The sequence below is a fragment of the Streptomyces sp. CNQ329 genome, assembly GCF_000482585.1.
Window position 1 is genome coordinate 17,452 of record NZ_AXVU01000007.1, and the last position, 23,504, is coordinate 40,955.

Annotated in this window: 20 protein-coding genes and 2 pseudogenes; 17 read left to right on the forward strand and 5 right to left on the reverse strand. The window is 74.1% G+C overall.

From position 1 onward, the window contains the following. Positions 1–251 precede the first annotated feature (251 nt). The 14 genes and pseudogenes from I003_RS36740 to I003_RS0106365 form a co-directional block, all read left to right on the forward strand. Positions 252–1,583 (forward strand): annotated as a pseudogene (locus tag I003_RS36740) (PAS domain-containing protein); the annotation flags it as partial. A gap of 55 nt (positions 1,584–1,638) precedes the next feature. Continuing rightward, a pseudogene (locus I003_RS36745) lies at positions 1,639–1,881 on the forward strand (SpoIIE family protein phosphatase); the annotation flags it as partial. A 102-nt stretch (positions 1,882–1,983) separates the two neighbouring features. Further along, positions 1,984–2,331, forward strand: a complete 348-nt coding sequence (locus I003_RS36750; protein ID WP_486584113.1) for an ATP-binding protein — start codon at positions 1,984–1,986, stop codon at positions 2,329–2,331. A gap of 103 nt (positions 2,332–2,434) precedes the next feature. Continuing rightward, a complete protein-coding gene (gene qcrB / locus I003_RS0106310; RefSeq protein WP_486584114.1) occupies positions 2,435–4,162 on the forward strand; it encodes a cytochrome bc1 complex cytochrome b subunit in 1,728 nt (575 codons plus the stop codon). A 139-nt stretch (positions 4,163–4,301) separates the two neighbouring features. Further along, the gene (locus I003_RS0106315) at positions 4,302–6,410 is read left to right on the forward strand and encodes a penicillin acylase family protein (protein WP_027770740.1); all 2,109 of its coding nucleotides are present in this window, start codon (positions 4,302–4,304) and stop codon (positions 6,408–6,410) included. Next, positions 6,397–6,999, forward strand: a complete 603-nt coding sequence (locus tag I003_RS0106320) for a GNAT family N-acetyltransferase (protein WP_027770741.1) — start codon at positions 6,397–6,399, stop codon at positions 6,997–6,999. The genes I003_RS0106315 and I003_RS0106320 overlap by 14 nt, the downstream gene beginning before the upstream one ends. A 193-nt stretch (positions 7,000–7,192) precedes the next feature. Next, positions 7,193–7,354, forward strand: a complete 162-nt coding sequence (locus I003_RS34545) for a hypothetical protein (protein ID WP_486584115.1) — start codon at positions 7,193–7,195, stop codon at positions 7,352–7,354. Continuing rightward, complete coding sequence (locus I003_RS0106335; RefSeq protein WP_027770742.1) at positions 7,338–8,363, forward strand: hydroxyacid dehydrogenase; 1,026 nt, start codon at positions 7,338–7,340, stop codon at positions 8,361–8,363. The genes I003_RS34545 and I003_RS0106335 overlap by 17 nt, the downstream gene beginning before the upstream one ends. A gap of 213 nt (positions 8,364–8,576) precedes the next feature. Continuing rightward, entirely contained in the window at positions 8,577–9,473 is an 897-nt protein-coding gene (locus I003_RS0106340; protein ID WP_027770743.1) for a serine hydrolase, read from the forward strand. 189 nt (positions 9,474–9,662) lie between these two features. Beyond that, a complete protein-coding gene (locus tag I003_RS0106345; protein WP_027770744.1) occupies positions 9,663–10,238 on the forward strand; it encodes an ATP-binding protein in 576 nt (191 codons plus the stop codon). A 96-nt stretch (positions 10,239–10,334) separates the two neighbouring features. Continuing rightward, complete coding sequence (locus tag I003_RS0106350; protein WP_027770745.1) at positions 10,335–12,002, forward strand: alkaline phosphatase D family protein; 1,668 nt, start codon at positions 10,335–10,337, stop codon at positions 12,000–12,002. A gap of 146 nt (positions 12,003–12,148) precedes the next feature. Continuing rightward, positions 12,149–13,522 carry an ABC transporter ATP-binding protein gene (locus tag I003_RS0106355; protein WP_027770746.1) on the forward strand — a complete coding sequence of 458 codons (1,374 nt, stop codon included), beginning with the start codon at positions 12,149–12,151 and terminating at the stop codon, positions 13,520–13,522. Positions 13,523–13,699: 177 nt separating this feature from the next. After that, positions 13,700–13,894 (forward strand): hypothetical protein, encoded by a 195-nt coding sequence (locus I003_RS0106360; RefSeq protein WP_027770747.1) that lies wholly within the window; start codon positions 13,700–13,702, stop codon positions 13,892–13,894. Between the two features lie 49 nt (positions 13,895–13,943). Continuing rightward, a complete protein-coding gene (locus I003_RS0106365) occupies positions 13,944–15,506 on the forward strand; it encodes a membrane protein (protein ID WP_027770748.1) in 1,563 nt (520 codons plus the stop codon). Positions 15,507–15,539: 33 nt separating this feature from the next. Here the strand turns inward: I003_RS0106365 and I003_RS0106370 are convergent, their stop codons facing one another. After that, positions 15,540–17,051, reverse strand: a complete 1,512-nt coding sequence (locus tag I003_RS0106370; RefSeq protein ID WP_027770749.1) for an SCO1417 family PLP biosynthesis transcription factor — start codon at positions 17,049–17,051, stop codon at positions 15,540–15,542. A gap of 100 nt (positions 17,052–17,151) precedes the next feature. Between I003_RS0106370 and yczE the strand changes: the two genes are divergently transcribed. Continuing rightward, complete coding sequence (yczE, locus tag I003_RS31605) at positions 17,152–17,811, forward strand: membrane protein YczE (protein ID WP_051368117.1); 660 nt, start codon at positions 17,152–17,154, stop codon at positions 17,809–17,811. Between the two features lie 262 nt (positions 17,812–18,073). Then, positions 18,074–18,448 (forward strand): RNA polymerase-binding protein RbpA, encoded by a 375-nt coding sequence (locus I003_RS0106380; RefSeq protein WP_026276152.1) that lies wholly within the window; start codon positions 18,074–18,076, stop codon positions 18,446–18,448. Positions 18,449–18,608: 160 nt separating this feature from the next. On the opposite strand, the gene fxsA is transcribed toward I003_RS0106380, so the two are convergent. The 4 genes from fxsA to I003_RS0106400 all read right to left on the reverse strand — a co-directional run bounded on the left by fxsA (position 18,609) and on the right by I003_RS0106400 (position 22,809). Then, a complete protein-coding gene (gene fxsA, locus I003_RS0106385) occupies positions 18,609–19,220 on the reverse strand; it encodes an FxsA family membrane protein (protein WP_027770750.1) in 612 nt (203 codons plus the stop codon). A gap of 3 nt (positions 19,221–19,223) precedes the next feature. Continuing rightward, complete coding sequence (locus tag I003_RS0106390) at positions 19,224–19,991, reverse strand: polyprenol monophosphomannose synthase (protein WP_027770751.1); 768 nt, start codon at positions 19,989–19,991, stop codon at positions 19,224–19,226. A 645-nt stretch (positions 19,992–20,636) separates the two neighbouring features. Further along, a complete protein-coding gene (locus tag I003_RS0106395; protein WP_027770752.1) occupies positions 20,637–22,328 on the reverse strand; it encodes an amidohydrolase family protein in 1,692 nt (563 codons plus the stop codon). Between the two features lie 40 nt (positions 22,329–22,368). Further along, positions 22,369–22,809 (reverse strand): Lrp/AsnC family transcriptional regulator, encoded by a 441-nt coding sequence (locus I003_RS0106400; protein WP_027770753.1) that lies wholly within the window; start codon positions 22,807–22,809, stop codon positions 22,369–22,371. Positions 22,810–23,046: 237 nt separating this feature from the next. On the opposite strand from I003_RS0106400, the gene I003_RS0106405 reads away from it, so the two are divergent. Next, positions 23,047–23,436 (forward strand): hypothetical protein, encoded by a 390-nt coding sequence (locus tag I003_RS0106405; protein ID WP_027770754.1) that lies wholly within the window; start codon positions 23,047–23,049, stop codon positions 23,434–23,436. Positions 23,437–23,504: the final 68 nt, after the last annotated feature.

The following is a 23,504-nucleotide window of genomic DNA, read 5'->3' on the forward strand; positions in this document are numbered from 1 at the left end:
CCCCTCCTCCCCCCACCCCACGCCCACCGACAGCAGGGCGAGGAGGACGAGCAGGAGCACGGCCGGCCGGACACGCCCGGCGGACGGCACCCGAACGGCTGAGCGGGGAGCAAAGGCGGCTCCCTGCGGATGCGGGATCCTGCCGCGGAGACGAGATTGGGGGCATGGCCCGTGCCCACGAGAGCGCGCCCCACGACGGCAGGCTCGACGCGCTGCTGCTCGGCGTGCTCTTCACCCGGGCACGGGCCGCGATGCTGGTCTTCGACGCCGAGCTGCGGCTGCTGCGCGCCAACGCCGCCGCGCGCCTGCTGCCGGGAGTGCCCGGGGAGCCGGCGGGAGGAGAGGAGGGGCGTACGGGGCGAAGCGCCCCGGCCGCGCGGGACGTGGGGGCGGTCGCCGACGGGGACGAGCTGGAGCAACTGCTGCGGCACGTGCTCGCCTCCGGAGACCCGGTGCGCGGCGTGCGGATGGCCGGCGACGGCGACCGGGTGCTGTCGGTGTCCGCGTTCCCGATGGCGGACGACGAGGGCGGCGCCCTCGTGGCGGTGCTCGCCCATGTCCGCGACATCACCGAGCGCCGCCGCGCACGCTCCCGGCTGGAGCTGCTGTACGCCGCGGAGGCCCGCATCGGCGCCCTGCTCGACGTCGGCCAGGTGGCGCGAGAGCTGGCCGCGGTCGTCGTGCCGGCACTGGCTGACGCGGCGGTGATCGACATCGCCGACTCGGTGTGGCGGGGCGAGGAGTCGGCGCCCTCCCAGGGGGTGGAGGAGCTGGCGCTGCGGCGGGCGGCGGCGGCGCCGCTGGCGTACCGGGAGCAGGGCGGCGTCGGTGCGCAGGTGCGCTACCCGTACGCCTCGCCGCAGTCCAGTGCGCTGACGGACCTGCGCCCGCGGCTCATCCAGGACCCGGCGCATCCCGGGCCCGCGGTCGTCCTCGGCGGCGACCGGCAGGCGCCCGTACCCGAGCCGGACCCCGCGGGCGGACCCGCCGACGCACAGGGCGCTTCCACGAGCCTGCCCGACGCCGCGGACGACGCACACTCGCTCATCCTCGTACCGCTGAGCGCCCGGGGTGCGCTTCTCGGCCTCATCACCCTCTACCGCTCCGAGCGCCCCACCCCCTTCGACGACGCCGATCTGGGGCTGGCCACCGAGATCGCCGAGCTGGCGGCGGTGAGCGTCGACAACGCCCGCCGCCACACCCGCACGACCACCACCGCCTCGGCCCTGCAGCGCAGCCTGCTGCCCGCGCGCCTGCCGGAGAACAGCGCGATCGAGGCGGGCCTGGCGTACGTGCCGGGCACCATCACCGGCACCGGCGGCGCGGGAGGCGACTGGTTCGACGTCATCGCGCTGTCCGGCGCCCGCGTGGCGCTGGTGGTGGGCGACGTCACCAGCACGGGGCTGCACGCCGCGGCGACCATGGGCCGGCTGCGTTCGGCGATCGACACCATGGCCGGCCTCGACCTGCCGCCGGACGAGCTCGTGAACCATCTGGACGGGCTGGTGTCCCGTCTCATGGAGGAGCCGCCCGACCCGTTCGCCGACCCGCGGCGCACGCGGACGGCGCCCGCGGCGACCTGCGTGTACGCCATCCACGACCCCATCGCCATGCGGGTGACCATGGCGCTGGCCGGTCATCCGCCCCCCCGTCGTCGTCCGGCCGGACGGCGGCACGGAGGTCGTCGAGGGGGCGACCGGGCCGGCGCTGGGCAGTGGCTCCGGCAGGTTCGAAAGCGTCGAACTCGACCTTCCCGAGGGCAGTCTGCTCGCGCTCTACACCAACGGGCTGCTGCCCGCCCGGCCCGAGGAGTCGCGAGACCGGCTGCGCCGCGCCCTCGCCGATCCGGCACGCCCGGTGCAGGACCTGTGCGACGCCGCCGTACGCGACCTGCTGCCGGTGCGGCCGAGCGACGACGCGGTGCTGCTGGCGGCCCGGCTCCGGGCGCTGCCACCGGATCAGGTGGTCTCCGTGGAGCTGCCGGTGGATCGCGCCGCCCTCTCCGACGCCCGCGATCTGGTGCGCCGCCGGCTCACCGACTGGGGGCTGCGCGAACTGACCCTGCCCACCGAGCTGATCATCAGTGAACTGCTCGCCAACGCGGTCCGGCACGCCCCCGGGCCCATCGGTCTCAAGCTCATCCGCCAGTCGGTGCTGACCTGCGAGGTCTCCGACTCCAGCCACGGGGCGCCCCATCTGCGGCACGCCACGAGCAACGACGAAGGCGGGCGAGGGCTGTTCCTGGTCGCGCAGTTGGCCGACCGCTGGGGTGTGCGCTACGGGCCGCGCGGCAAGGTCGTCTGGACCGAGCAGGAGATCCCGGGCAGTTGAAGCATCGTGTGATGTGACTCACACCCCCCCGCGTACGTGTCACATTCGGCCTCCTGTCACCGTCATTAGAGGTGAGTGCACTCAGGGAGGCAGGAGCAACCGCATGTCCGTAACCCAGACGGACTCATCGCAGAGCGCGATGGGTGCCCGTCCAACTCGGGCGTCGTCAGGCGAACGTTTCGCCGACTGGACCGACAGCCGGCTCGGACTTCACAACGCCGGCCGCCGGTACGCCAGGAAGGTCTTTCCGGACCACTGGTCGTTCCTGCTGGGTGAGATCTGCCTCTACAGCTTCATCGTCGTCCTGCTCACGGGCGTCTACCTGACGCTGTGGTTCAACCCCTCGATGAACGAGGTGGTTTACGACGGCTCGTACGCGCCGCTGAACGGCGTGCGGATGTCCGAGGCGTACGCCTCCACGCTGGACATCTCGTTCGACGTGCGGGGCGGACTGCTGGTGCGCCAGATCCACCACTGGTCCGCGCTCATCTTCATCATCGGCATGTTCGTGCACATGATGCGGCACTTCTTCACCGGCTCGTTCCGCAAGCCGCGCGAGATCAACTGGCTGTTCGGCTGGCTGATGCTGTTCACCGCCCTCTTCGAGGGCCTCCTCGGCTACTCGCTCCCCGACGACCTGCTCTCCGGTACGGGCATGCGCTTCGTGGAGGGCGCCACGCTCTCCACCCCGCTGATCGGCACGTACCTGTCGTTCTTCATCTTCGGCGGCGAGTTCCCCGGGCACGAGATCATTCCACGCTTCTACGCTCTGCATATCCTGCTGCTGCCAGGGCTGATGGTCGCGCTGGTGGTGACACACCTGATCCTGGTCTTCTACCACAAGCACACGCAGTGGGGTGGCCCCGGCAAGACGGAGAAGAACGTCGTCGGCGCACCGTTCATGCCGGTGTACGTGGCCAAGGCCGGCGGGTTCTTCTTCCTGGTCTTCGGCGTCATCACCATCATCGCGGCGATAGCGAGCATCAACCCGATCTGGAACGTCGGCCCCTACCGACCGGACCAAGTGTCGACGGGCGCGCAACCGGACTGGTATCTGGGCTTCGCCGAAGGCATGGTGCGCGTCATGCCAGGCTGGGAGATCAACGCCTGGGGCCACACCCTCGCACTCGGGGTGTTCATCCCCATCGCCCTCTTCCCACTCATGATGGTCGCCATCGGCGCGTACCCGTTCGTCGAGGCGTGGATCACGGGCGACAAGCGCGAGCACCATCTGCTGCAGCGGCCGCGCAACGTGCCCGTGCGGACGGCGCTCGGCACCTCCTGGCTGTCGCTGTACGCCCTGTTCCTCATCGGCGGCGGCAACGACATCTTCGCCACGCACTTCAACGTCTCGGTCAACCACGTCACCTGGGGCCTGCGGATCGGGGTCTTCGTGGTGCCGGTGCTCACGTTCATCATCACCAAGCGCATCTGTCTCGCGCTGCAACTGCGCGACCGCGAAAAGGTGCTGCACGGCCGCGAGACCGGCATGATCAAGCGGCTGCCACACGGCGAGTACATCGAGGTGCACGAGCCGCTGTCGCAGGCGGAGCTGCACAAGCTCACCTCGCACGACCAGCCCCAGCCCTACGAACTGCCCCCGGCCGTCGACGCCAACGGTGTACGCAGGCCGCCGCCGAGCGTCGCGAACCGGGTTCGCGCCAGGCTGGCGCGCGGCATGTTCGGGCCGGGCACGCAGATTCCGAAGCCCACCATCGAGGAGTACCGCGCGGTCGCACACGACCACGAGCACGCGGAACTGCCGGCCGGCGGCGGAACGCGCGAGCTCGATTCCGCGGAGGAAAGCCCGGGCGGCCCCTCGTCCGGATGAGGTACGGCCCCCCGACGGCCCTCATCCGGCACTGAGGCAAGGCCCCCGACCGGGTGGGGCGCGGACCCCCGACCGCGCCCCACCCGACTCTTTTGGTTAGGCTGCCCTAAGTTTCTTTCGAGCGAGGGTGGCGACGGCGTTGAGCATCGAGGTGTACCGCGACTCCTGGGGGATCCCCCACATCCGCGCCGCCGACCCCCGGGAACTCGCCTACGCCCAGGGACACAACGCCGCCTTCGACCGCGCCTGGCAACTGGAGGTCGAGCGGCACCGCGCCGCCGGCACCTCCGCCTCGTTCCTGGGCGGGGCCGCCCTCGACTGGGACGTCTTCGCTCGCCGCGTCCGGCTGGACGACACCGCGCGCCGCTGCTTCCGGCGCCTGGCCGAGCTGGACCGCGAGACGGCCGGCTGGGTCTCGTCGTACGTCGACGGGGTCAACGCCGGGCTCACCGAAGGCGCCGCGCGGGCCCCGGAGTTCGCGGCCACCGGCCTGGCGCCCGGCCGCTGGTCGCCGTGGACGCCGCTGGCCCTCTGGCTGTCCACCCACATCCTCTTCGCCGGCTTCCCGGCCAAGCTCTGGCGCCGGATGGTCGCCGAGAGGCTGGGCGCCGAGGCGGTGGAGCTGTTCGCCACCGACGGGCCGGGCACGGCGGGCAGCAACGGCTGGCTGCTGTCCGGCGAGCGCACCGCCGGCGGCGGCGCGCTGATCGCCGGGGACCCGCACCGGTTCATCGAAAATCCCGGCGTCTACCAGCAGGTCCATCTGGCCTGCCCGGAGTACGACGTGGTCGGCTTCGCCGTCCCGGGCGTGCCCGGGCTGCCGCACTTCGGCCACACCGGCGGTGTCGCCTGGGCCATCACCAACGCCATGGCCGACTATCAGGACCTCTACCGCGAGCGGCTGCGCCGCCGCGCGGGACGCGTCGAGGCGCTGGGCCCCGACGGCTGGCGGCCGGCGGCGGCGCACACCGAGACCGTCGAGGTCGCGGGGGCGGAGCCGGTGGAGGTGGAGGTGGTCGAGACCGCCCGCGGCCCGGTGATCGCCGAGGAGCCGGACGGAGCGGCCGGCGGCGAGTGGGAGGCGCTGAGCCTCAGGTATCCGCCCCGGGTGTACGGCGACCTCGGGTTTCCGGCGCTGCCCGCGCTGCTCGCCGCGCGCAGCGTCGCCGACGTGGACGCGGCGCTGGACCGCTGGGCGGAGCCGGTCAACGTGGTGCTCGCGGCCGACACCCGGGGCGGGCTGCTGCACCGCGTCGCCGGGACCGTGCCGATACGCCACGAGGCCAACCAGCGCGGCGTCGTACCGGCGTGGGAGCAGGCATACGCGTGGCGCGGGCGGCACGCGCCGATGCCGTCCGTGCCGGTGACCGGCGGGATCGCGGTGATGGCCAACGAACGTGGTCCCGCGGCCCCGTTCGGCGCCGAGTTCGCCGCGCCGCACCGTGCCGAGCGCATCCGAGAACTCCTGACCGGCGGCAGGCCCCGGCACGCCGGGGACATGGCCGCCGTCCACACCGACACCTTTGCCGCGGCGGCCCGCCCGCTGGTCGGTCTGCTCGGCGGACTCGGCGGACTCGGCCCCGCCGCCGCCGCGTTGCGCGACCGGCTGGTGCGGTGGGATCTGCGGATGGACGCCGGCAGCGCCGACGCGCTGGCGTACGCACGGCTGCGCTCCGCCGTCGTCCGCGCCCTGGCTACGCACCCCGCGCTGGCGCCGCTGGCCGACCCGCCTCCGTACCCCGCACTGCTGATGCCCTGGCTGGACCTGCACACCCGTATCGCCTACGCCCTGGGCGCCCTGCTCACCACGGACCGGCTGCCGGAGATCGACCGGGCCGCGCTGGTACGGGCCGCCGCCGAGGAGGCCGCCGCGCAACTCGCCGCCCCGGCGCCGGGTGACCCGGCGACCTGGGGCGAGGCGCACCGGCTGGCGCCCTGGCAGGCGCTGCCCGGCGAGCCCGGCGGCGCCGGCGGCGGGCCGTGGCCCGGCCTGGCCGGGGACCAGGACTGCGTGCTGGCCACGTCCGCCGTCCCCGGCATCACCGACCTGTGCGCCCGCGGCCCCGCCGCCCGCTACGTGTGGGACGTCGACCGCCGCGAGGAGAGCCGCTGGGTGGTTCCGTTCGGCGCCTGCGGCGTCCCCGGCGACCCGCACCACCGCGACCAGCTCGCGCCGTGGGTGCGCGGCGAACTGGTCCCCGTACTCACCGACTGGCAGGCCCTGGAGGAGTCCCATGGCGACCGCTGACCCCGCACCCCGCGACCGGGCCCCGAGCTACGAGCACAAGCCCGACGGCTTCGGCACGGTGCGCGTCGTGCCCGTCGTCCCGGACGCGGACGCCGGCCTGCTGCACGACTGGGTCACCGCGGAGCGTGCCCGCTTCTGGGGCATGGCCGGGCTGACGCGCGTGCAAGTCCGCGACGTCTACGCGCACATGGACGCCCTCTCCACCCACCACGCCCATCTGCTGCTGCGCGACGGTGTGCCGGTCATGCTGCTGCAGACGTACGAGCCGGCCGCCGACCGGGTCTCGGAGTGCTACCCCGCCGAGTCAGGCGACCTCGGCATCCACCTGCTGGTCGCTCCGGCCGCCGGCGGTGCGCGACCCGGCTTCACCGGAGCGCTGATGCAGGTGATCATCGGATTCGCCGCGGCGGGAGGCGCACGCCGCCTGGTGGCGGACCCGGACACCGGCAACGGGCCCGCGATCGACCGGCTGAGCCGCGAGGGCTTCACCGTGGGCCCGGAGGTGACGCTGCCCGAAGTGGACCTGCCGGAGGTGTACCTGCCGCCGAAGCGCGCCAGGCTGGCCCTCCGCCCGGTGGCCGGCGGCTGACCGGGCCGGTCAGCCGCCGTCTCGCGGGCTCAGGCTGCTGCGGTGCGGGGCATGAAGCCCATGCGCGGCATCCGGCCGGCGAGGACGCCGCCGGCCACGACGATCCCGGCCCGCCGGCCGCAGCTCACGGACGCCACCAGCGTGTTTTCTGACGTGCGGGGCGGGTTCCGCGGCTGCATCGCGGGTACATGAGGTGCTGCGGCAGCAGGGGCTGCTCGCGGGCACCTGGTGCCGCAACCCCGTTGAGGCGCTCTCCCCCGGCCAGGAGGACGAGCTGACCCGTGTCTCCACCGCGTACCCCTGGCCGACCCGCGACGACGTCGTGAAGGAGCACCTGGATGACTGGCCCCGCTGACCGGGCCGCCGCCCGGGACCGGGTGGTGGTGTGCGTTCCGCCCGAGCTGCGCGCACAGTTCTTCACCGACGCGGTGTGGCGGCGGCTTGCGGACGCCGCGGAGCTGACCGTGCTCGACGAGCACCGCGACCGGGCGGCTCTGGCCGCCGCCCTGCCCGGGGCCCGGGCGCTGGTCACCGCCTGGGGTGCGCCGCAGTTGGACGCCGGGCTCCTCGCGGCGGCCGACCGCCTCGAACTCCTCGCGCACACCGGCTCCGCCGTCGCCCCGTACGTCACGGAGGACGCCTTCCGCCGCGGCGTACGGGTCACGCAGGCCGGTGACGCGATGGCCCGGCCGGTCGCCGAGGTCGCGCTCGCCTTCACCCTCGCGCTGCTGCACCGGATCCACCGCTTCGACCACGCGATGCGCGGCGGCGCCGACTGGGAGAGCGCCGGGCAGGCACCGCCGCGGCACGAGCTGGGTGCGAGCACGGTGGGCGTCATCGGTGCCTCCCGCACGGGCCGCGCGTACATCGAGCTGGTCCGTGCCTTCGGCGCCCGGGTGACGGTGACGGACCCCTTCCTGCCGGAGTCGGATGCCGCGGAGCTGGGCGCACGGGTGCTGCCACTGGAGGAGCTGCTGCGCACCAGCCGCGTGGTGGCGGTGCACGCCCCGGCAACGGAGGCGCCCCGCCGGCTGCTGGGCGCACCGCAACTGGCCCTCCTGCGTGACGGTGCGGGGCTGGTGAACACCGCGCGCTCCTGGCTCGTCGACGAGGACGCGCTGCTGGCGGAGGTGCGCACCGGCCGTATCGACGCGGCCCTCGACGTCTTCGACGCCGAGCCGCTGCCCGCCGGCCACCCGTTCCGGCGGTTGCCGAACGTGCTGCTGACCCCGCACCGGGCGGCGGCTACGGCGGAGTGCCACCGGCGGCTGGGCGAGTCGGCGGTCACCGAGGTGCTGCGGCTGCTCGCGGGCGAGGACCCCCTGCACGCGGTGGACGCCTCGGCGCTGATCCGCCTCTTCTGATCCGCCGGGCCGGCGAGGGCACCGTCACGGCGCCGCGGCCGGAGGCGGCCGGGCCTGGCACAGGCCGCCCGCGCATCGTGCCGTCACCGCTGACCGTCACCGCAGGGGACGTCACGCCAGATCGTGACATGTACCATAGGTGTCCCTTTTCTCATCGAATGTTCATCTGATTCCCAGTTGTTTGGCAACCCCGGTCGCCTAGCCTCCGGCAGCGTGCCGAGAAACCTCCCCTCGCCGCGGTCCGCCGGGCTCGCCGCGGTCACGCTCGCCGTGATCGCCGTCACCGCGTCGTCCTCCGTCCCCCTCGCGGCGGACACCGCGCAGACCACCGGCACGCCGCGCACGCTCCACGTCCGCTACACGCCCGCCGGCGAGACGCCGTCCTCCTCCCCCGACGCGGCGGTGACGAAGGCCCTCAAGGCGCTGCCGGAGGCGCCCGGGGAGTACGACATCGCCGTCACGGACCTCGACTCGGGCGCACGGGCCACATACGCGTCGGGGAAGGGCACGTTCGACACCGCGAGCATCGTCAAGGTCGACATTCTCGCCGCCCTGCTGCTCCAGGCACAGGACGACGGCAGGGAGCTGAGCGCCGGGCAGGAGAAGCTGGCCGCGGCGATGATACGCAGCAGCGACAACGACGCCACCGACGCGCTCTGGGCGGACATCGGGGGCGGCGCCGGCCTGGCGGAGGCCAACCGGCGCCTCGGCCTGACCGCGACCGAGCCCGGCGACGGCGGCACCTGGGGGCTGACGCAGACCACCGCCGCCGACCAGGTGGCGCTTCTCGAAGCGGTGTACGGCGAGGGCGGCTCGCCGCTCAGCGACGACTCCCGCCACGTCCTCGAGAAGCTGATGACCACGGTGGTCGACGACCAGCGCTGGGGCGTGTCCGCGGCGGCGGACGACGCCGGCGCGGCGGCGCTGAAGAACGGCTGGCTGCCGCGCTCGGCGACCGGGCTGTGGGACGTCAACAGCATCGGCCGCGTCGAGCACGGCGGCCACACGCTCCTCGTCGCCGTCCTCTCCGACGGCCACGCCTCCTACAAGGCGGGGATCGACGTTGTCGAGACCGTCACGGCGGCGGCGGCGAACGCGCTGTGTGACTGACCGCCCCCCGCACGCGTCCGCGCGGACGCCCCCGGTGCCCGGCGCGACCCGTATGCCCGGCTTCCCGGAGGGCCGTGCACCTGTCCTTGCGGATGAAAGTGCATCTGTACTTGCATCCGGAGGTCGATATCGCTCACCATTGAACAACCAGCACGTTCCACAGCGACACATCGTGATCGGGGAATCGGCATGCCGGCAGCCTTCGGGGAGCGGGCCGAGGCATCGGCGTTCGCTGCCTGCGCCCTCGATGCCCATCCACGGTCGATAGCGGAGGCCCGTCGTACGGTTCGCGCCACGCTGCGTGACTGGGAACTCGACGAACTGTCCGACAGCGTCGAGTGCGTGGTCTCCGAGCTGGTGACCAACGCCGTCCGCCACGGTGTGCCCGGCTGTCCCCCGCTGCCCGTCGCCGAACCTCAGCCGGTGACGCTCACCCTCGTACGCCGCGGCGGGGAGGTCGTCTGCGCGGTCTTCGATCCGGGCGACGGCGTGCCTGCGCCGCGCGAGGCCGACGAGGTGGCCGAGTCCGGGCGGGGTCTGCAGATCGTGGCGACACTCAGTGACGCGTGGGGCTGGAGTGCCCCGGGGCCGTTCGGCAAGGCCGTGTGGTCCCGGTTCACCGCGCCCGCCGGGACCGGCGGCCCGGCGGACGTGGACGCCGACGGGGACGGCGACCGGGACCGGGAATGGCAGTCGTTCGCCCGCTGCCTGGCTCTGCTGGAGTCGCTGGTGCCCGGGCGCGCCGTCCCCGCCACGGCAGCCTGACCCGTCAGGTCCGGAGCACCGTCCCCCGCGGAACCTCCGGGCCGGTCCGCGCGTTCCCCCGCAGTGGCGCGCGGCCACCGGGATGAGGAGACGACGATGGCGGAACTGCGGCTCGGGCCGCTGCTGCGGTACGCCGACGACACCCGCGCCACCGTCTGGGTCGAGACGGGCGGCCCCTGCGAGGCGCAGGTCCGCTGCGCGGACGGCGCCGGGGGCAGCGCGCGTACCTGGCAGGTCGGCGGTCACCACTACGCGCTGATCACCGTGACCGGTCTGACGCCGGGCGCTCCCACCCCGTACCGCGTACTCCTCGACGGCGACGAGGTCTGGCCGCTGCCCGGCGCCCCCGCCAGCACCATCCGCAGCCCCCGTCCCGGCGCCGCGGTGCGCGTGGCGTTCGGCTCCTGCCGCTGGGCCGCGAAGCCCGGCCGCGGCCACGACCCCGTCGGGCCCGACGCCCTGGACACCCTCTCCCGCAGGCTGGAGAGTGACCCGGACGCGGAGCGGCCCGACATCCTGATCCTCCTCGGTGACCAGGTGTACGCGGACGAGACCTCCGCCGCCACCCACGCATGGCTCGCCGGCCGCCGCGACCTCGGCGTCCCGCCGGGCGACCAGATCGCCGACTACGAGGAGTACACCCACCTGTACGACGAGTCCTGGCTCGACCCCGAGGTGCGCCGGCTGCTGGCCTCCGTGCCCTCCTGCATGATCTTCGACGATCACGACGTCATCGACGACTGGAACACGTCCGCCGCCTGGCTGGAGTCGATCCGCGGCGAGCCCTGGTGGCGCGAGCGGATCCTCGGCGGGCTGATGTCGTACTGGGTCTACCAGCACCTCGGCAACCTCTCCCCCGACGAGCTGGCGTCCGATCCGCTCTACGCGGCCGTCCGCGAGGCCGGCGACGGCACGGAGCCGCTGCGGGAGTTCGCCGAGCGCGCCGACGCCGATCCGGCCGCCGTGCGCTGGAGCTACCGCCGCGACCTCGGGCGCACCCGGTTGCTGATGGTCGACTCGCGCGCCGCGCGCGTGCTGGAGGAGAAGGACCGGGCGCTGGTCGACCCGGCCGAGATGGACTGGGTACGCCGGCAGGCGCTGGCCGACCCGGGCGCGTACGACCACCTCCTCGTCGGCACCTCGCTGCCCTGGCTGCTGCCGCCCGCGGTGCACGACGCCGAGAGGTGGAACGCCGCGCTGTGCGCGGGTGAGCGCGGCGCACGCTGGGCGCGGCTGGGCGAGAAGCTGCGGCGGCGCGCGGACCTGGAGCACTGGGCGGCCTTCCCGCGGTCCTTCGCCGAACTGACGGACCTCATCGCCGAGGTGGGCCGGGCCGACCGGGCACCGGCCTCGGTGCTGGTGCTCTCCGGCGACGTGCACCACGCCTACGTGGCGGAGCCGCGCTGGCCGCAGCCGGAGCCTGCGGAGGGAGCGCGGCCGGTGGTCGCGCAGCTCACCTGCTCGCCGATGCACAACAGCGTCCCCGCCCCCCTCAGGGCCGGCTTCCGCTTCGGCTGGAGCCGCGCCGGCCGGCTCCTGGGCCGTGCCCTCGCCCGGCACGGCAGGCTCGGCGCCCCGCCGATCGGCTGGCGCAAGACCGGCGGGCCGTGGTTCGGCAACCAGGTGATGACGCTCACCCTGGGCGGCCGTGAAACCGCCCTGCTGCGCCTGGAGCAGGCCCGCCAGGAGGACGGCGGCGGCGCCCGGCTCGTCCGGGCCGACGAGCGGGAGCTGCTGCAACAGCCCTCGCGGCGACGGCGGTAGGCCGGTTCCCGGCCATACGCGCGCCGATGCGTGCGAGGGCTGCGCAAGGCGTTCCCAGTCCGGGTGAATTTCGCTATCTTTCGGGGCCCGTAACCCAACTGTGCACGTCTACCGCATCCTTATCACCGAAATACGGAACAATACCCATGTCACGTGCGATATCGCTGGACGGCGTCAGCAAGGTCTACGAGCGCGGCATCCGGGCGGTCGACCGCTTCTCGCTCGACATCGAGCCCGGCGAGTTCGTCGTCCTCCTCGGACCCTCGGGATGCGGCAAGTCCACCGTCCTGCGCATGATCGCCGGACTGGAGTCCGTCACCGAGGGGCAGTTGCTGCTCGACGGCGAGGACGCCTCGGAACTGGCGCCCGGGCAGCGCGGCATGGCGATGGTGTTCCAGAACTTCGCCCTCTACCCGCGGATGACCAACCGCGACAACATCGGCTTCCCGCTCAAGCTGGAGGCCCGCGGCGACGTCGGCCCCCGCGTGGACGCCACCGCCCGGCTGCTGGGCATCGAGGACCTGCTCGACCGCTACCCCGCGCAGCTCTCCGGCGGCGAGCGGCAGCGCGTCGCGATCGGCCGGGCGATCTCGCGGGAGCCCACCGCGTTCCTCATGGACGAGCCGCTGTCCAACATCGACGCCAAGCTGCGCAACCACCTGCGCGCCGAAGTCGCCCGGCTCAACCGCGAGCTGGCGGTCACCACGGTCTACGTCACGCACGACCAGGCCGAGGCGATGTCGCTGGGCGACCGGATCGCCGTGATGCGCGACGGCGTGCTGCAGCAGGTCGGTTCGCCGCGCGAGGCGTACGCCCTGCCGGAGAACATCTTCGTCGCCGCGTTCATCGGCACCCCGCGGATCAACCTCCTCGAAGCCGTCGTGCACGCGCCGCTGCCCGGCCGGATGACGATCGACCTCGGCCGGCAGAACCTGGTGCTGCCGGACCCCCTCTCCCCCGACCACCAGATGCTCCGCATCCAGCAGGGGCGACCGGTGATCGTCGGCCTGCGCTCGGAGGCCGTGCGCATCGCCCGGCCGTCGCTGGCGCGCGCCGGCGAGTGCGCGATGAGCGGCATCGTCGAGCACGTGGAGTACCTGGGCCACGAGGCGCTGCTGCATCTGGACACCGGCTCGCGCGCGGCCCTCGTACCGGCGCTGGAAGGGCCCCGTGCCGACACCGCTCCCGGCGGCCACCGCAAGGGCAAGGAGGGGACCGTGCTCGGGCGGCTGCGCGACAGGGCGGTGGCCCACCTGCACGGCCGCGGCCAGGACGAGCGGGGCGACCGCAGGGCGGTCGGGGTGCTGGACGCACCCGTGGTGCCGGCCGCGCCGCCGCAGAGCGCCGAGCGCGCGGCGATCGCCGGGGGCGACCTCGTCGTACGGACCGGGCCCGACGTTCAGGTGCGGCCCGGCACGCACGTGCCGCTGCTCATCGACCTGGAGCACCTGTACGTCTTCGACCAGCAGGGCCGCCGCGTCTGCCCCGCGCCCGCGCACCAGCCCGGGCTGGACGGGTGACGCCCTCCGCTGTCGGCCGCCGGGCCCGCCCGTGCACGGCCGGGGCGGGGTCGCGAGCACTCTCCGGCCACTCGGGTGACGACTGATCAAATCACCCAATTGCCGCTTTTCTTCGGTAAATCTCACTGCCAGGCTGGCACACGACCTCTGACGGCTCCATTGCCCCTGGAGATTTCCGTGATCCTTTCGATCTCAGGCGTTGTCCTTCTGGGAGTCATCGTCTTCCTGTTCTTCCGCAAGGACGGGCTGAAGCCGGCTCATGCCATCGTCTGCGCCCTCTTCGGGTTCTACTTGGCGGGCACCGCGATCGCCCCCAGCATCAAGGCCGGCGGGCAGAGCCTCGCCAGCCTGCTCGGCGGCATCAAGCTCTAGGACGCCCCCGGCCCGCGGCGTCCCGCACCAGGACTCGGAGACCCGACGCATGCGACGACCGTTCCTCCGGCTGCCCGGCCGCGAGACGCCCCCGGCGGCCGGTGGCCGCGAGCCGGCCGGGACGGCGGCGGAGGGCGCCGCGGACGTGCTGCGGCCGGTGGTGGTCCTGGCCCGCGGCTCCGGCCGGCTTCTGATCGCCGCCCGGCGGCGCTGGGGCGCGACCCCGCCGCAGCGGCGGGGGCCGACCGCCTTCCTCGCCGGCGCCTGCCTGCTGCTGGTGTACCTGTTGCCGTACGGGCCGCCTGCCGCCGGCATCGCGCTGCTGGCCGCGGTGGGGTGGGCCGGCCGCGACCGGGACCCGTCCAAGCGGGCGCAGAACGAGGACGAGGCGGCACGGCGGCAGGAGCGGCTCACGGCGCTGTACGAGGCGCTGGTGCCGTATCTCTCCTCCCCCGACGACCCGCACCCCCTCTACGCGCACGAGGGCGACGCCGAGCAGGTCTTCGGCGGCGCCGAGTTCGACGGCGACGGCCGGCTGACCGGGCTGCGGCTGCGCTATCCGCCGTACTTCCGCGACGGCGAGCCGGAGGCCCGGGCGCGGATCGAGCACGTGCTGTACGCCAAGTGCGGGCGCGGGCGCGAGTACCTTTTCGACTGGCACGAGGACGACAACCGCCTCGACCTCACCGTCCTCGGCCCGCTGCCCACCGACATCGGTGCGCAGCCGTACGTCACGGCACAGGGCGAGTCGGTGCTCGGCTTCACCGACGCCGAGGGGGTGCGGCGGACGCTGCCGGTGCGCACGGAGACCGGCGACCGCGACGAGCCGCCGGTGCTGTGGCGGACCGGCCCGCGCTCCACGGAGCCGCACCTGCTCGCCCTCGGCCAGCCCGGCACGGGCACGACGACACTGCTGCGGTCGCTGGCCCTGCAGGCGCTGCCGCACGGTGAGGTGCTGGTGGTCGACGGCGGATCCACGGGTGAGTTCGGCTTCCTCGCGGGGCGGACGGGGGTGCTCGCGGTGGAGTCCACGGTCGCCGGCTCCCTGGCGCTGCTGCGCTGGGCGGCGGAGGAGACGGAGCACCGGCTGCGGCGCCCGGCCGCCACCGGGGGCCGGGCGGCTGACGGCGCACGGTCACCGGGACCGCGGCCCCTGTGGATCATCGTGGACCGGCCCGCCGCACTGAGCCATCTGGCCGCCGCGGGCGGACGGGAGGACCCGCAGGGCCTGCTGGAGGTGCCGCTGCGGCACGGCCGGGCGGCGAACGTCACCGTGGTGGTGGCGGACCAGTTCGACTGCGCCGCCTCACTGGGTGCGGCGGTACGGGACCACACCCGCGCCCGCGTCGTGCTGGGCGCGGCCTCGGCGGCGCAGGTCGCCTCCGTGCTCGGCGCCGCGCCGCACACCACACCGGTGTACGACGTCCCGCCGGGTCGCGGCTACGTACGCCTCGGGCAGGGCCCGGTGCACCGGCTGCAGGTGCCCGCGACGCCGGACCCGCACCACCGCGAGACTCCGGAGGCGCTGCGGCGGGCCGTGCTGGAGCTGCTGCCGGAGCCGCCGGCAGGCGGGTCGGCGGCCGGCGCGACGGCGGAGCAGGTCGGCGGCTGACGCACGGCGGTGGCCGGCGGCGCGGCCACCGCGTCACGCGATGAACGCCCCGGCCGGTTCCGCCGCCACGGGCCCGGCGCCCTCGGCCACGGCACGGGCCGCCGCCGCGAGCCGGCCGACCGCCTCCTCGGCGACCGCGCCGGTGACGGTGAACGGCAGCCGTACATACCCCTCGAAAGCTCCGCCGACGCCGAACCGCGGGCCCGACGGAATCCGTACGCCCACACGCTCGCCCGCCTCGGCGATCCGCGAGCCGGACAGGCCGCCCGTGCGCACCCACAGCGTCAGCCCGCCGTGGGGCACGGTGTACTCCCAGTCGGGCAGGCGGCGTTTGAGGGCGGCCACGATCGCGTCGCGGTTGGCGCGGGCCTGGGAGCGGCGCAGGCCGGTTGCCGCGGCCCAGCCGCCGCCCTCCAGCAGCCAGGTGGTGGCCAGTTGCTCCACCACAGGCGAGCCGAGGTCGGCGTACGCGCGGGCGGAGACCAGGCTGCGGATCACCTCGGGGGCGGCTCGCACCCAGCCGATGCGCAGGCCGGCCCAGAACGCCTTGCTGGCCGACCCGACGGTGACGACGGTGGCGCCCGCCGGGTCGTACGAGGCCACGGGACGCGGTCGTTCGCCGATGTCGTCCAGGTGCAGCTCGCTCATCGTCTCGTCCGCGACGACGACGGTGCCCGCGCGCCGGGCGGCGTCGACGAGCGCGCGCCGCTGGTCGTCGCCGGCCAGGGCACCGGTGGGGTTGTGGTAGTCGGGGATGACGTATGCCATCCGGGGAGCGGCGTCGCGCAGCGTCTGCCGCCAGGTCTCGATGTCCCAGCCGGTCAGCCCCTCGGCCATGGCCACGGGCACGAGACGGGCGCCGTCCTCGCGCATGAGCTGCAGGATGTTGGCGTAGCTGGGCGAGTCCACGGCGATGCGCTCGCCGCGGCCCGCGAACAGCCGGCAGATGGCGATCATCGCGCCCATCGCGCCGGTCGTGATCATGATCTGCTCCGGCATGGTCGGCACCCCGCGTGCGGTGTACCGCTCGGCGATGGCCGCGCGCAGCCCGGGCAGTCCGGCGGGATAGTCGCCGTGGGTGTGGGCGTAGAGCGGGAGCTGCTCCAGGGCGCCGTGCATGGCGCGGGTCAGCCACGGCTCGGGTGCGGGCAGCGCGGCACAGCCGAGGTCGATCATCGAGCCGGTGGCGTCCGGCGGCAGCGGCTCCAGGCCACGGGTGGGCAGCGGGTGTCCTGCGGGCACGGAGGTCCAGCTCCCGGCGCCGCGGCGGGATTCGAGGAACCCGGCCGCACGCAGATGTTCGTACGCCGCCGCGATGGTGGTGCGGCTGACGCCCAGGGCGGCGGCCAGCTCGCGCTCGGCGGGCAGCCGGGTGGCCACCGGGATGCGGCCTTCGAGCACCAGCAGGCGCACGCCGTCGGCCAGCGAACGGTACGCGGGCACACGGCGGCCGGGCCGGTCGAGCGCGACGGCGCCCGCGCTCTCCTGCGACCGCAGCAGCCGTGCGAGCTGAACCGCACCGACGGCTGATGTCCATTCCGCCATGAAAACCAGGCCACCCTTCCCCGATTGGCCATGTCACTCACACAAGTGCAGTCCACATAGTGGCACGCAGCCATCCAACAGGACCAGAGGGGAGCCAGTCTTGTCTCGCTGGAGGGAAGCCCGTACGGCCCGCAGACTCGGGCATCTGTACGTCGGCCTCACGCTGTACGGGCTGAGCTGCGCGCTGATGGTGCGCGCCGGGGTCGGGCTCGACCCCTGGGACACCTTCCACCAGGGTCTCGGCAAGCAGACCGGGTGGTCGATGGGGGTTGCGACGATCGTGGTCGGCGCGGCCGTGCTGCTGCTCTGGATCCCGATCCGGCAGCGCCCGGGACTCGGCACCGTCTCCAACGTGGTGGTCATCGGTCTCGCGATGGACGCCTCGCTCGCGGTGCTGCCCGGCGTACACGGGCTCGCCCTGCAGATACCGCAGATGCTCGCCGGCGTCGCCCTCAACGGCGTGGCCACCGGCCTGTACATATCGGCCCGCTACGGCCCCGGCCCCCGCGACGGCCTGATGACCGGACTGAACCGGCGCACCGGCCTGTCGGTACGGCTGGTCCGCACCCTGATCGAGGTCACCGTCCTGGCCTCCGGCTGGGCGCTGGGCGGGGCGGTCGGCGCCGGTACGGTCGTCTACGCCCTGGCGATCGGCCCGCTGGCCCAGTTCTTCATGCGCGTCTTCGCCGTCCCGGGGCCCGGGGACGGCGAGCCGGAGCCCGTCGGCGGGGCGGAGCGTGACGCGACACCCGCGAGGTGAATTATGTGCTGCCTGGCGCGGAGCGGTAGTGTACGCCTCCGGCTCGGCAGGCGGATCGTTACAGCATGCAGTGAGATGAAATCAGTCGGTGACATCTCCGTCACACGTGACAAAGCGGACGCCTATGGGTAGAAGCAATGGGGCGGCACGACGGGCGACGCATGTCCCGGAACGGGAATCTTCATCGCCGACCGGACGTTGACCGGATGACGACGACAGCGACACCTGTCCTGTGGGCGACAAGCCCGGGAGGCAACGATTCATGAGTGAGCGAGCTCTTCGCGGCACGCGACTCGTGGTGACCAGCTACGAGACGGACCGCGGCATCGACCTGGCCCCGCGCCAGGCGGTGGAGTACGCATGCCAGAACGGCCATCGGTTCGAGATGCCGTTCTCGGTCGAAGCGGAGATCCCGCCGGAGTGGGAGTGCAAGACGTGCGGCGCCCAGGCGCTGCTCGTCGACGGCGAGGGACCGGAGGAGAAGAAGGTCAAGCCCGCCCGGACGCACTGGGACATGCTCATGGAGCGGCGCACCCGCGACGAGCTCGAAGAGGTCCTGGCCGAGCGGCTCGCGGTGTTGCGCTCCGGCGCGATGAACATCGCGGTGCATCCGCGCGACAGCCGCAAGTCGGCCTGAGAGACGGCGCCGCTCCCGACGAACGGCATCGGCAAGGGCCCGTCCCCGAGGGGGACGGGCCCTTCCGGGTGCCCGAAAACGGCGGGGCGGGCGGCCCCGGGAGCCGCAGGCCGCGACGACCGCCGGGCCCGTGAGGGGGAACGGCCGGACAACGCCGGGTTCAGCGCCGCGGCGGCCGGTCCTCGTCGTCGTCCCGCAGCACCTCGCCCTGGACGACCTTGCCGTCCGGGCGGTGGATGCGCGCCTGCGTGTACACGCGCCCCAGGTCCCGGCCCGCGGCCGACCGCTCGATCCACCGGGTCAGCCCCCGGCGCACCAGGGCCCGTACCGGCGGCAGCAGCAGGAGCAGACCCACGGCGTCCGTGACCAGTCCCGGCACCATGAGCAGCAGCCCGGCGAGCATCGTCAGCCCGTTGCCCGAGCCGCTCCCGCGGTCCGCCTCCGGCGCGGCACCGCTTTGCTGCCGCTGTAGCTGCTCGGTGAGCGACCGCCAGGCACGCCGGCCGGCCCGCTTGATGACGACCGCGCCCAGGATCAATCCGCCCACCAGCACGGCGAAGACGCCCAGGACGCCGATCTCGGAGCCGATCACGATCAGCAGCCACAGCTCCAGCAGCGCCCAGGCGGCGAGGCCCAGGGGTGCCACCGTGCGGGCGGGCGAGCGGCGCCGGCGCGGCGGACGGCCGCGGCCGTCACCGGGTCCGCCGCGGCCCGCCCCCCGGTCGTCGGAGCCTGCCGGGTCCTCGTACGGCTGCGGAATGCGATCGCTCATGACTCAAGTGTGCCTGCGGCCGAGAATCCGTCCCAGCCGGGACCGCACGCCCCAGGCCGGCACTCGCCACGCCGCCTCGGCGAAGATGTCCTTGCTCATCTTGGAGTCACCGCGCTCCCGCTCGACGAAGGTGATCGGGACCTCCGCGATGTGGTAGCCGGCGTCGGCCACCCGCCGGGCCAGGTCCACCTGGAAGCAGTACCCCTGCGAGGCGATGCTCTCCAGCCCGATACCCTCCAGCGTCTCCCGGCGGAAGGCGCGGTACCCGCCGGTGACGTCCCGGATGCGCAGCCCGAGCCAGATCCGCGAGTACGCGCTGCCGCCGCGGGAGATGAACTCCCGGGACCTGGGCCAGTTGACCACCCGGCCGCCGGGCACCCACCGGGAGCCGAGCACCAGGTCGGCACCCTTGAGCGCGGTGAGCAGCCGCGGCAGCTCCTCCGGCCGGTGCGAGCCGTCGGCGTCCATCTCGACCAGCACGCCGTAGCCCCGCTCCAGGCCCCAGCCGAAGCCGGCGAGGTAGGCGGCGCCCAGGCCCTCCTTGCCCGCCCGGTGCAGCACGTGTACGTGCGCGTCGTCGGCGCTCAGCTCGTCGGCGAGCTTCCCGGTGCCGTCCGGGCTGTTGTCGTCGACGACCAGGATGTCCGCGTCCGCCACCGCGGCGCGCACCCTGGAGACGATCGACTCGAGGTTCAGGGCCTCGTTGTACGTCGGGATGATCACCAGGATCCCGCCCAGCGGGCCGTAGCGCCCCTGAACCCCGTCTGTCACTGCCGTCCCTTCCGCAATTCCCGCTTGAGCCGTCCTCGCGCGCACACGGCCGCGTGGGACGGGACGCCCACCATAGCCAGAGACCACTGCGGTCCGGCACCGAGGCGGTCCGCAACGGTACCGCGGGACGGGCCGCGGGTGTCGCGGGTCTCGCCTCTGCGCGGAACGCACACGCCGCGGGGGAACGGAGAGGGCACCGCGTACGGCGCGGCCCGTGGGCCCTCCCCCGGATGCGGGCGATGCCGCTGCGGGTCGGGCCCGGCGCCCTTCGGTCCGACCTGGGACCCGCTGGCTGCGGATCGACCGAGGGCCGTTGTCTACTGAGCGTCCGGGCCCCACCCGGGGTCACACCAGCCCGGCGGATGCCATCCTCCCTCGCCCCGTGCCGGAGTCCTGGACCTGGCTGCCTGCGATGGGGCGCCGGTGCGGCACACCATCCGTGGCCCAGAGCGTTCCACGACTGCGCGGAGGTGATCCGGCCGGACTTCCTGTGGTGGACTCGGCCGAAACTACCCGCCGTTGCCCGCTTCGTGTCAACAGCCGTGTCACCTGTGGCGTTTCGCCGAAGCGGCTGGTCAGTCCCGAAATCAGGCCGCGGTCCCACGCCCGGGACGGCGTTCGTTCGGCCTATCGAAGATCGTTAACTCACCCGATCGGCCCCGGGTGGACGGTGTTTCCGGCCACGACGGTACGCAGGCACACGGGAAGCTCCGTGCCGGGTGTGAGGTCCGGCAGGCCCGGGGTACCGGAACGCGGGTCGGTCGACCAGTTCGCCACCCGCTCGTCGGGCACCTGCACGACGAGGTCGCCGGCCGCCCAGACGGCGTAGTCGGCGGGCGCGCCGGGTACGAGCACGCCGGCGTCGTCGCGGCCGACGGCCCGCCAGCCGCCGCGGGTGTGGGCGGTGAAGGCGGCGCGGGCGGAGATGCGGTGCTCGGGCGTGTGGTGGAACGCGGCTGCCCGGACGGTGCGCCAGGGGTCGAGCGGGGTCACCGGGGCGTCGGAGCCGAGGGCGAGCGGCACGCCGGCGCGCAGGAGCGCCGCGTACGGGTTGAGGGTCCGCGCCCGCCGGGTCCCCAGCCGGCGTGCGTACATGCCCTCCTCGCCGCCCCACGCGGCATCGAAGGCCGGCTGCACCGACGCCGTGAGTGCCAGCTCCGCGAACCCGGCGACGGTCTCGGGCGTGAGCATCTCCGCGTGCTCCACGCGGTGCCGCAGCGCCCGTACCCGGTCCAGGCCGACCCGCCCGGCCGCCGCCCGTACGCCGTCGACCACGGCGGCGACGGCGGCGTCCCCGATGGCGTGGAACCCGGCCTGGAGCCCCGCCTCGGTGCAGGCGGCCACATGGTCGGCGACGGCGGCGGCGTCGAGGTAGCCGTTGCCGCGGTGGCCGGGGCGGTCGGCGTACGGCTGCGTCAGATGGGCGGTACGGGAGCCCAGGGAGCCGTCAACGCAGAAGTCGCCGGCCGCGCCGAAGGCGCCGAGTTCGCGCAGGCGCCCGGCGTCCTCGGGGCCGGAGACGGCCTCGCCCCAGTAGCCGGTCACCCGCGGCCCCGGCCGTTCGGCGGCCAGCGCGAGGAGCGCCGCGAAGTCGTCGGCGCCGCTGATGTCCGGGCCCGCGCACTCGTGCACCGAGCCGATGCCGACGGCCGCCGCCCGGTCGAGCGCGGCGCCCTGCGCGGCGGCGCGCTGCGCCGGCGACATGGCGGCGTACGCGGCGCGGCGTACGGCGTGGTGGGCGTCGCGGGTCAGCGGCGCGTCGGCGGCGTACCCGTCGCGCCCGGCGATGCCGGGCACCAGGTCGAGCAGGGCCGTGCTGACGGCGGCGGAGTGCACGTCGACGCGGGTGACGTAGAGCGGCCGGCCGCCGGCGGCCTCGTCCAGCTCGGCGCGGGACGGCGGGCGGCCCTCCGGCCAGCCGGTCTCGTCGTACCCCTGGCCGATCAGCACCCGGCCCGCGGGGCGGGCGGCGGCGTGCGCGCGGATCCGGGCGAGTGCGTCGGCCAGCCCGGTGGCGCCGGACAGGTCCAGGCCGGTCAGCGCCAGCCCGGTGGCGGTCAGATGGACGTGCGCGTCGGTGAACGCCGGGGTGACGAGAGCGCCTTCGAGGTCGACGACCTCGTCGACGGTCCCGGCGCCGGCGAAGCCGTCGGCCGCGCCCTCGGAGCCGACCCAGGCGACGCGGTCACCCTCGACGACCATGGCGGTGGCGAACGGGTCGGCGGGGCTGTGGACGGTGCCGCCGCGCAGCAGGACGGTGCGGCGGGCGGAACCGGCCCGGCCCCGCGCGGAGTCGGCGGGGTCGGCGGATCGGGCGGCGGGACTCTCGGCGGTCACGGCTGCGGTGCCTCGGATTCGGATCGGGGGTGCCGCGCCGTCAGATGCGCGGCGGCCTGGCTTCGTACGGCGTGGAGAGCACGACCGTCGTGCGGGTGGAGACCCCGGCGAGGGAGCGGATGCGGGCGAGCAGGTCCTCCAGCTCCGCGGGGGCCGCGACGCGCACCTTGAGGATGTAGTTCTCCTCCCCGGCCACGCTGTGGCACGCCTCGATCTCGGGGACGTCGGCGAGCCGGTCCGCGATGTCGTCGGGGGCGCTGGGGTCGAAGGGTTTGACCGAGATGAACGCGGTCATCGGCAGGCCGATGGCCTCCGGGTCGACGATGGCCCCGTAGCCGCGGATCACCCCGCGCTGTTCCAGCCGCCGCACCCGCTGGTGCACGGCCGAGGTGGACAGGCCGGTGGCCTTGCCCAGGTCCGTATAGCTCATGCGCCCGTCCCTGACGAGCAGCTCCACGATGTGCCTGTCCAACTCCTCCACAACGCATCAACCTACTTCGTTTGCGGGGGTCAGGTACATCCGGGGCCACCGGGGCGCCGGGGAAGCGCCGTGCGGGGGCGTTTACGGCGCACGCGGCCGTGTGTGACGAAGGCCACAGTCCATCCGGGAGCCGGGGGTGCCCCGCGGACGATTATTCGGATGACAGCGAGGGAAATCCTTGCTGTGGTCGAGACCACCACGTGACCGACCAGGTGGCCCAACCCGAGGGGGAGCAGCATGCGCCGTTCCGAGCATGTCGAGCTCGTCGATCCTGATGCCGTCGATGACGAGGACGGCGGTTACGCCGAGACCTCGTTGATCTTCCGGGTGCTCTGCCCGGACTGCGTGCAGCCCATCGCCCTGCTGGAGGGCGAGGACGTGCTGCCCGAGCACGCCCGGGTCACGCCGGCGAACCCGTTCGGGCTGACCGTGTGCACCGGCTCCGGCAGCCCGCTGTCGGCCGCGGTGCCGCAGGACGCGCGGCTGGACGCGCGCGCGGAGGATCCGGCGGCACTGCTCACGCTGCCCGAGGGCCTCGACTGGCGCCGCCAGCCCTTCTCGCACGTCGGCGGCCCGGGGAACGGGCCGGCGCGGCGGCGGCTGCCGGGGATGCGCCGGCGCGGCTGACGCCCGGACCCGGGCCGGCAGCGCCCGCCCGCACCGGCCCCGTCCCGCGCCTCCCGGCGCCGCACGGA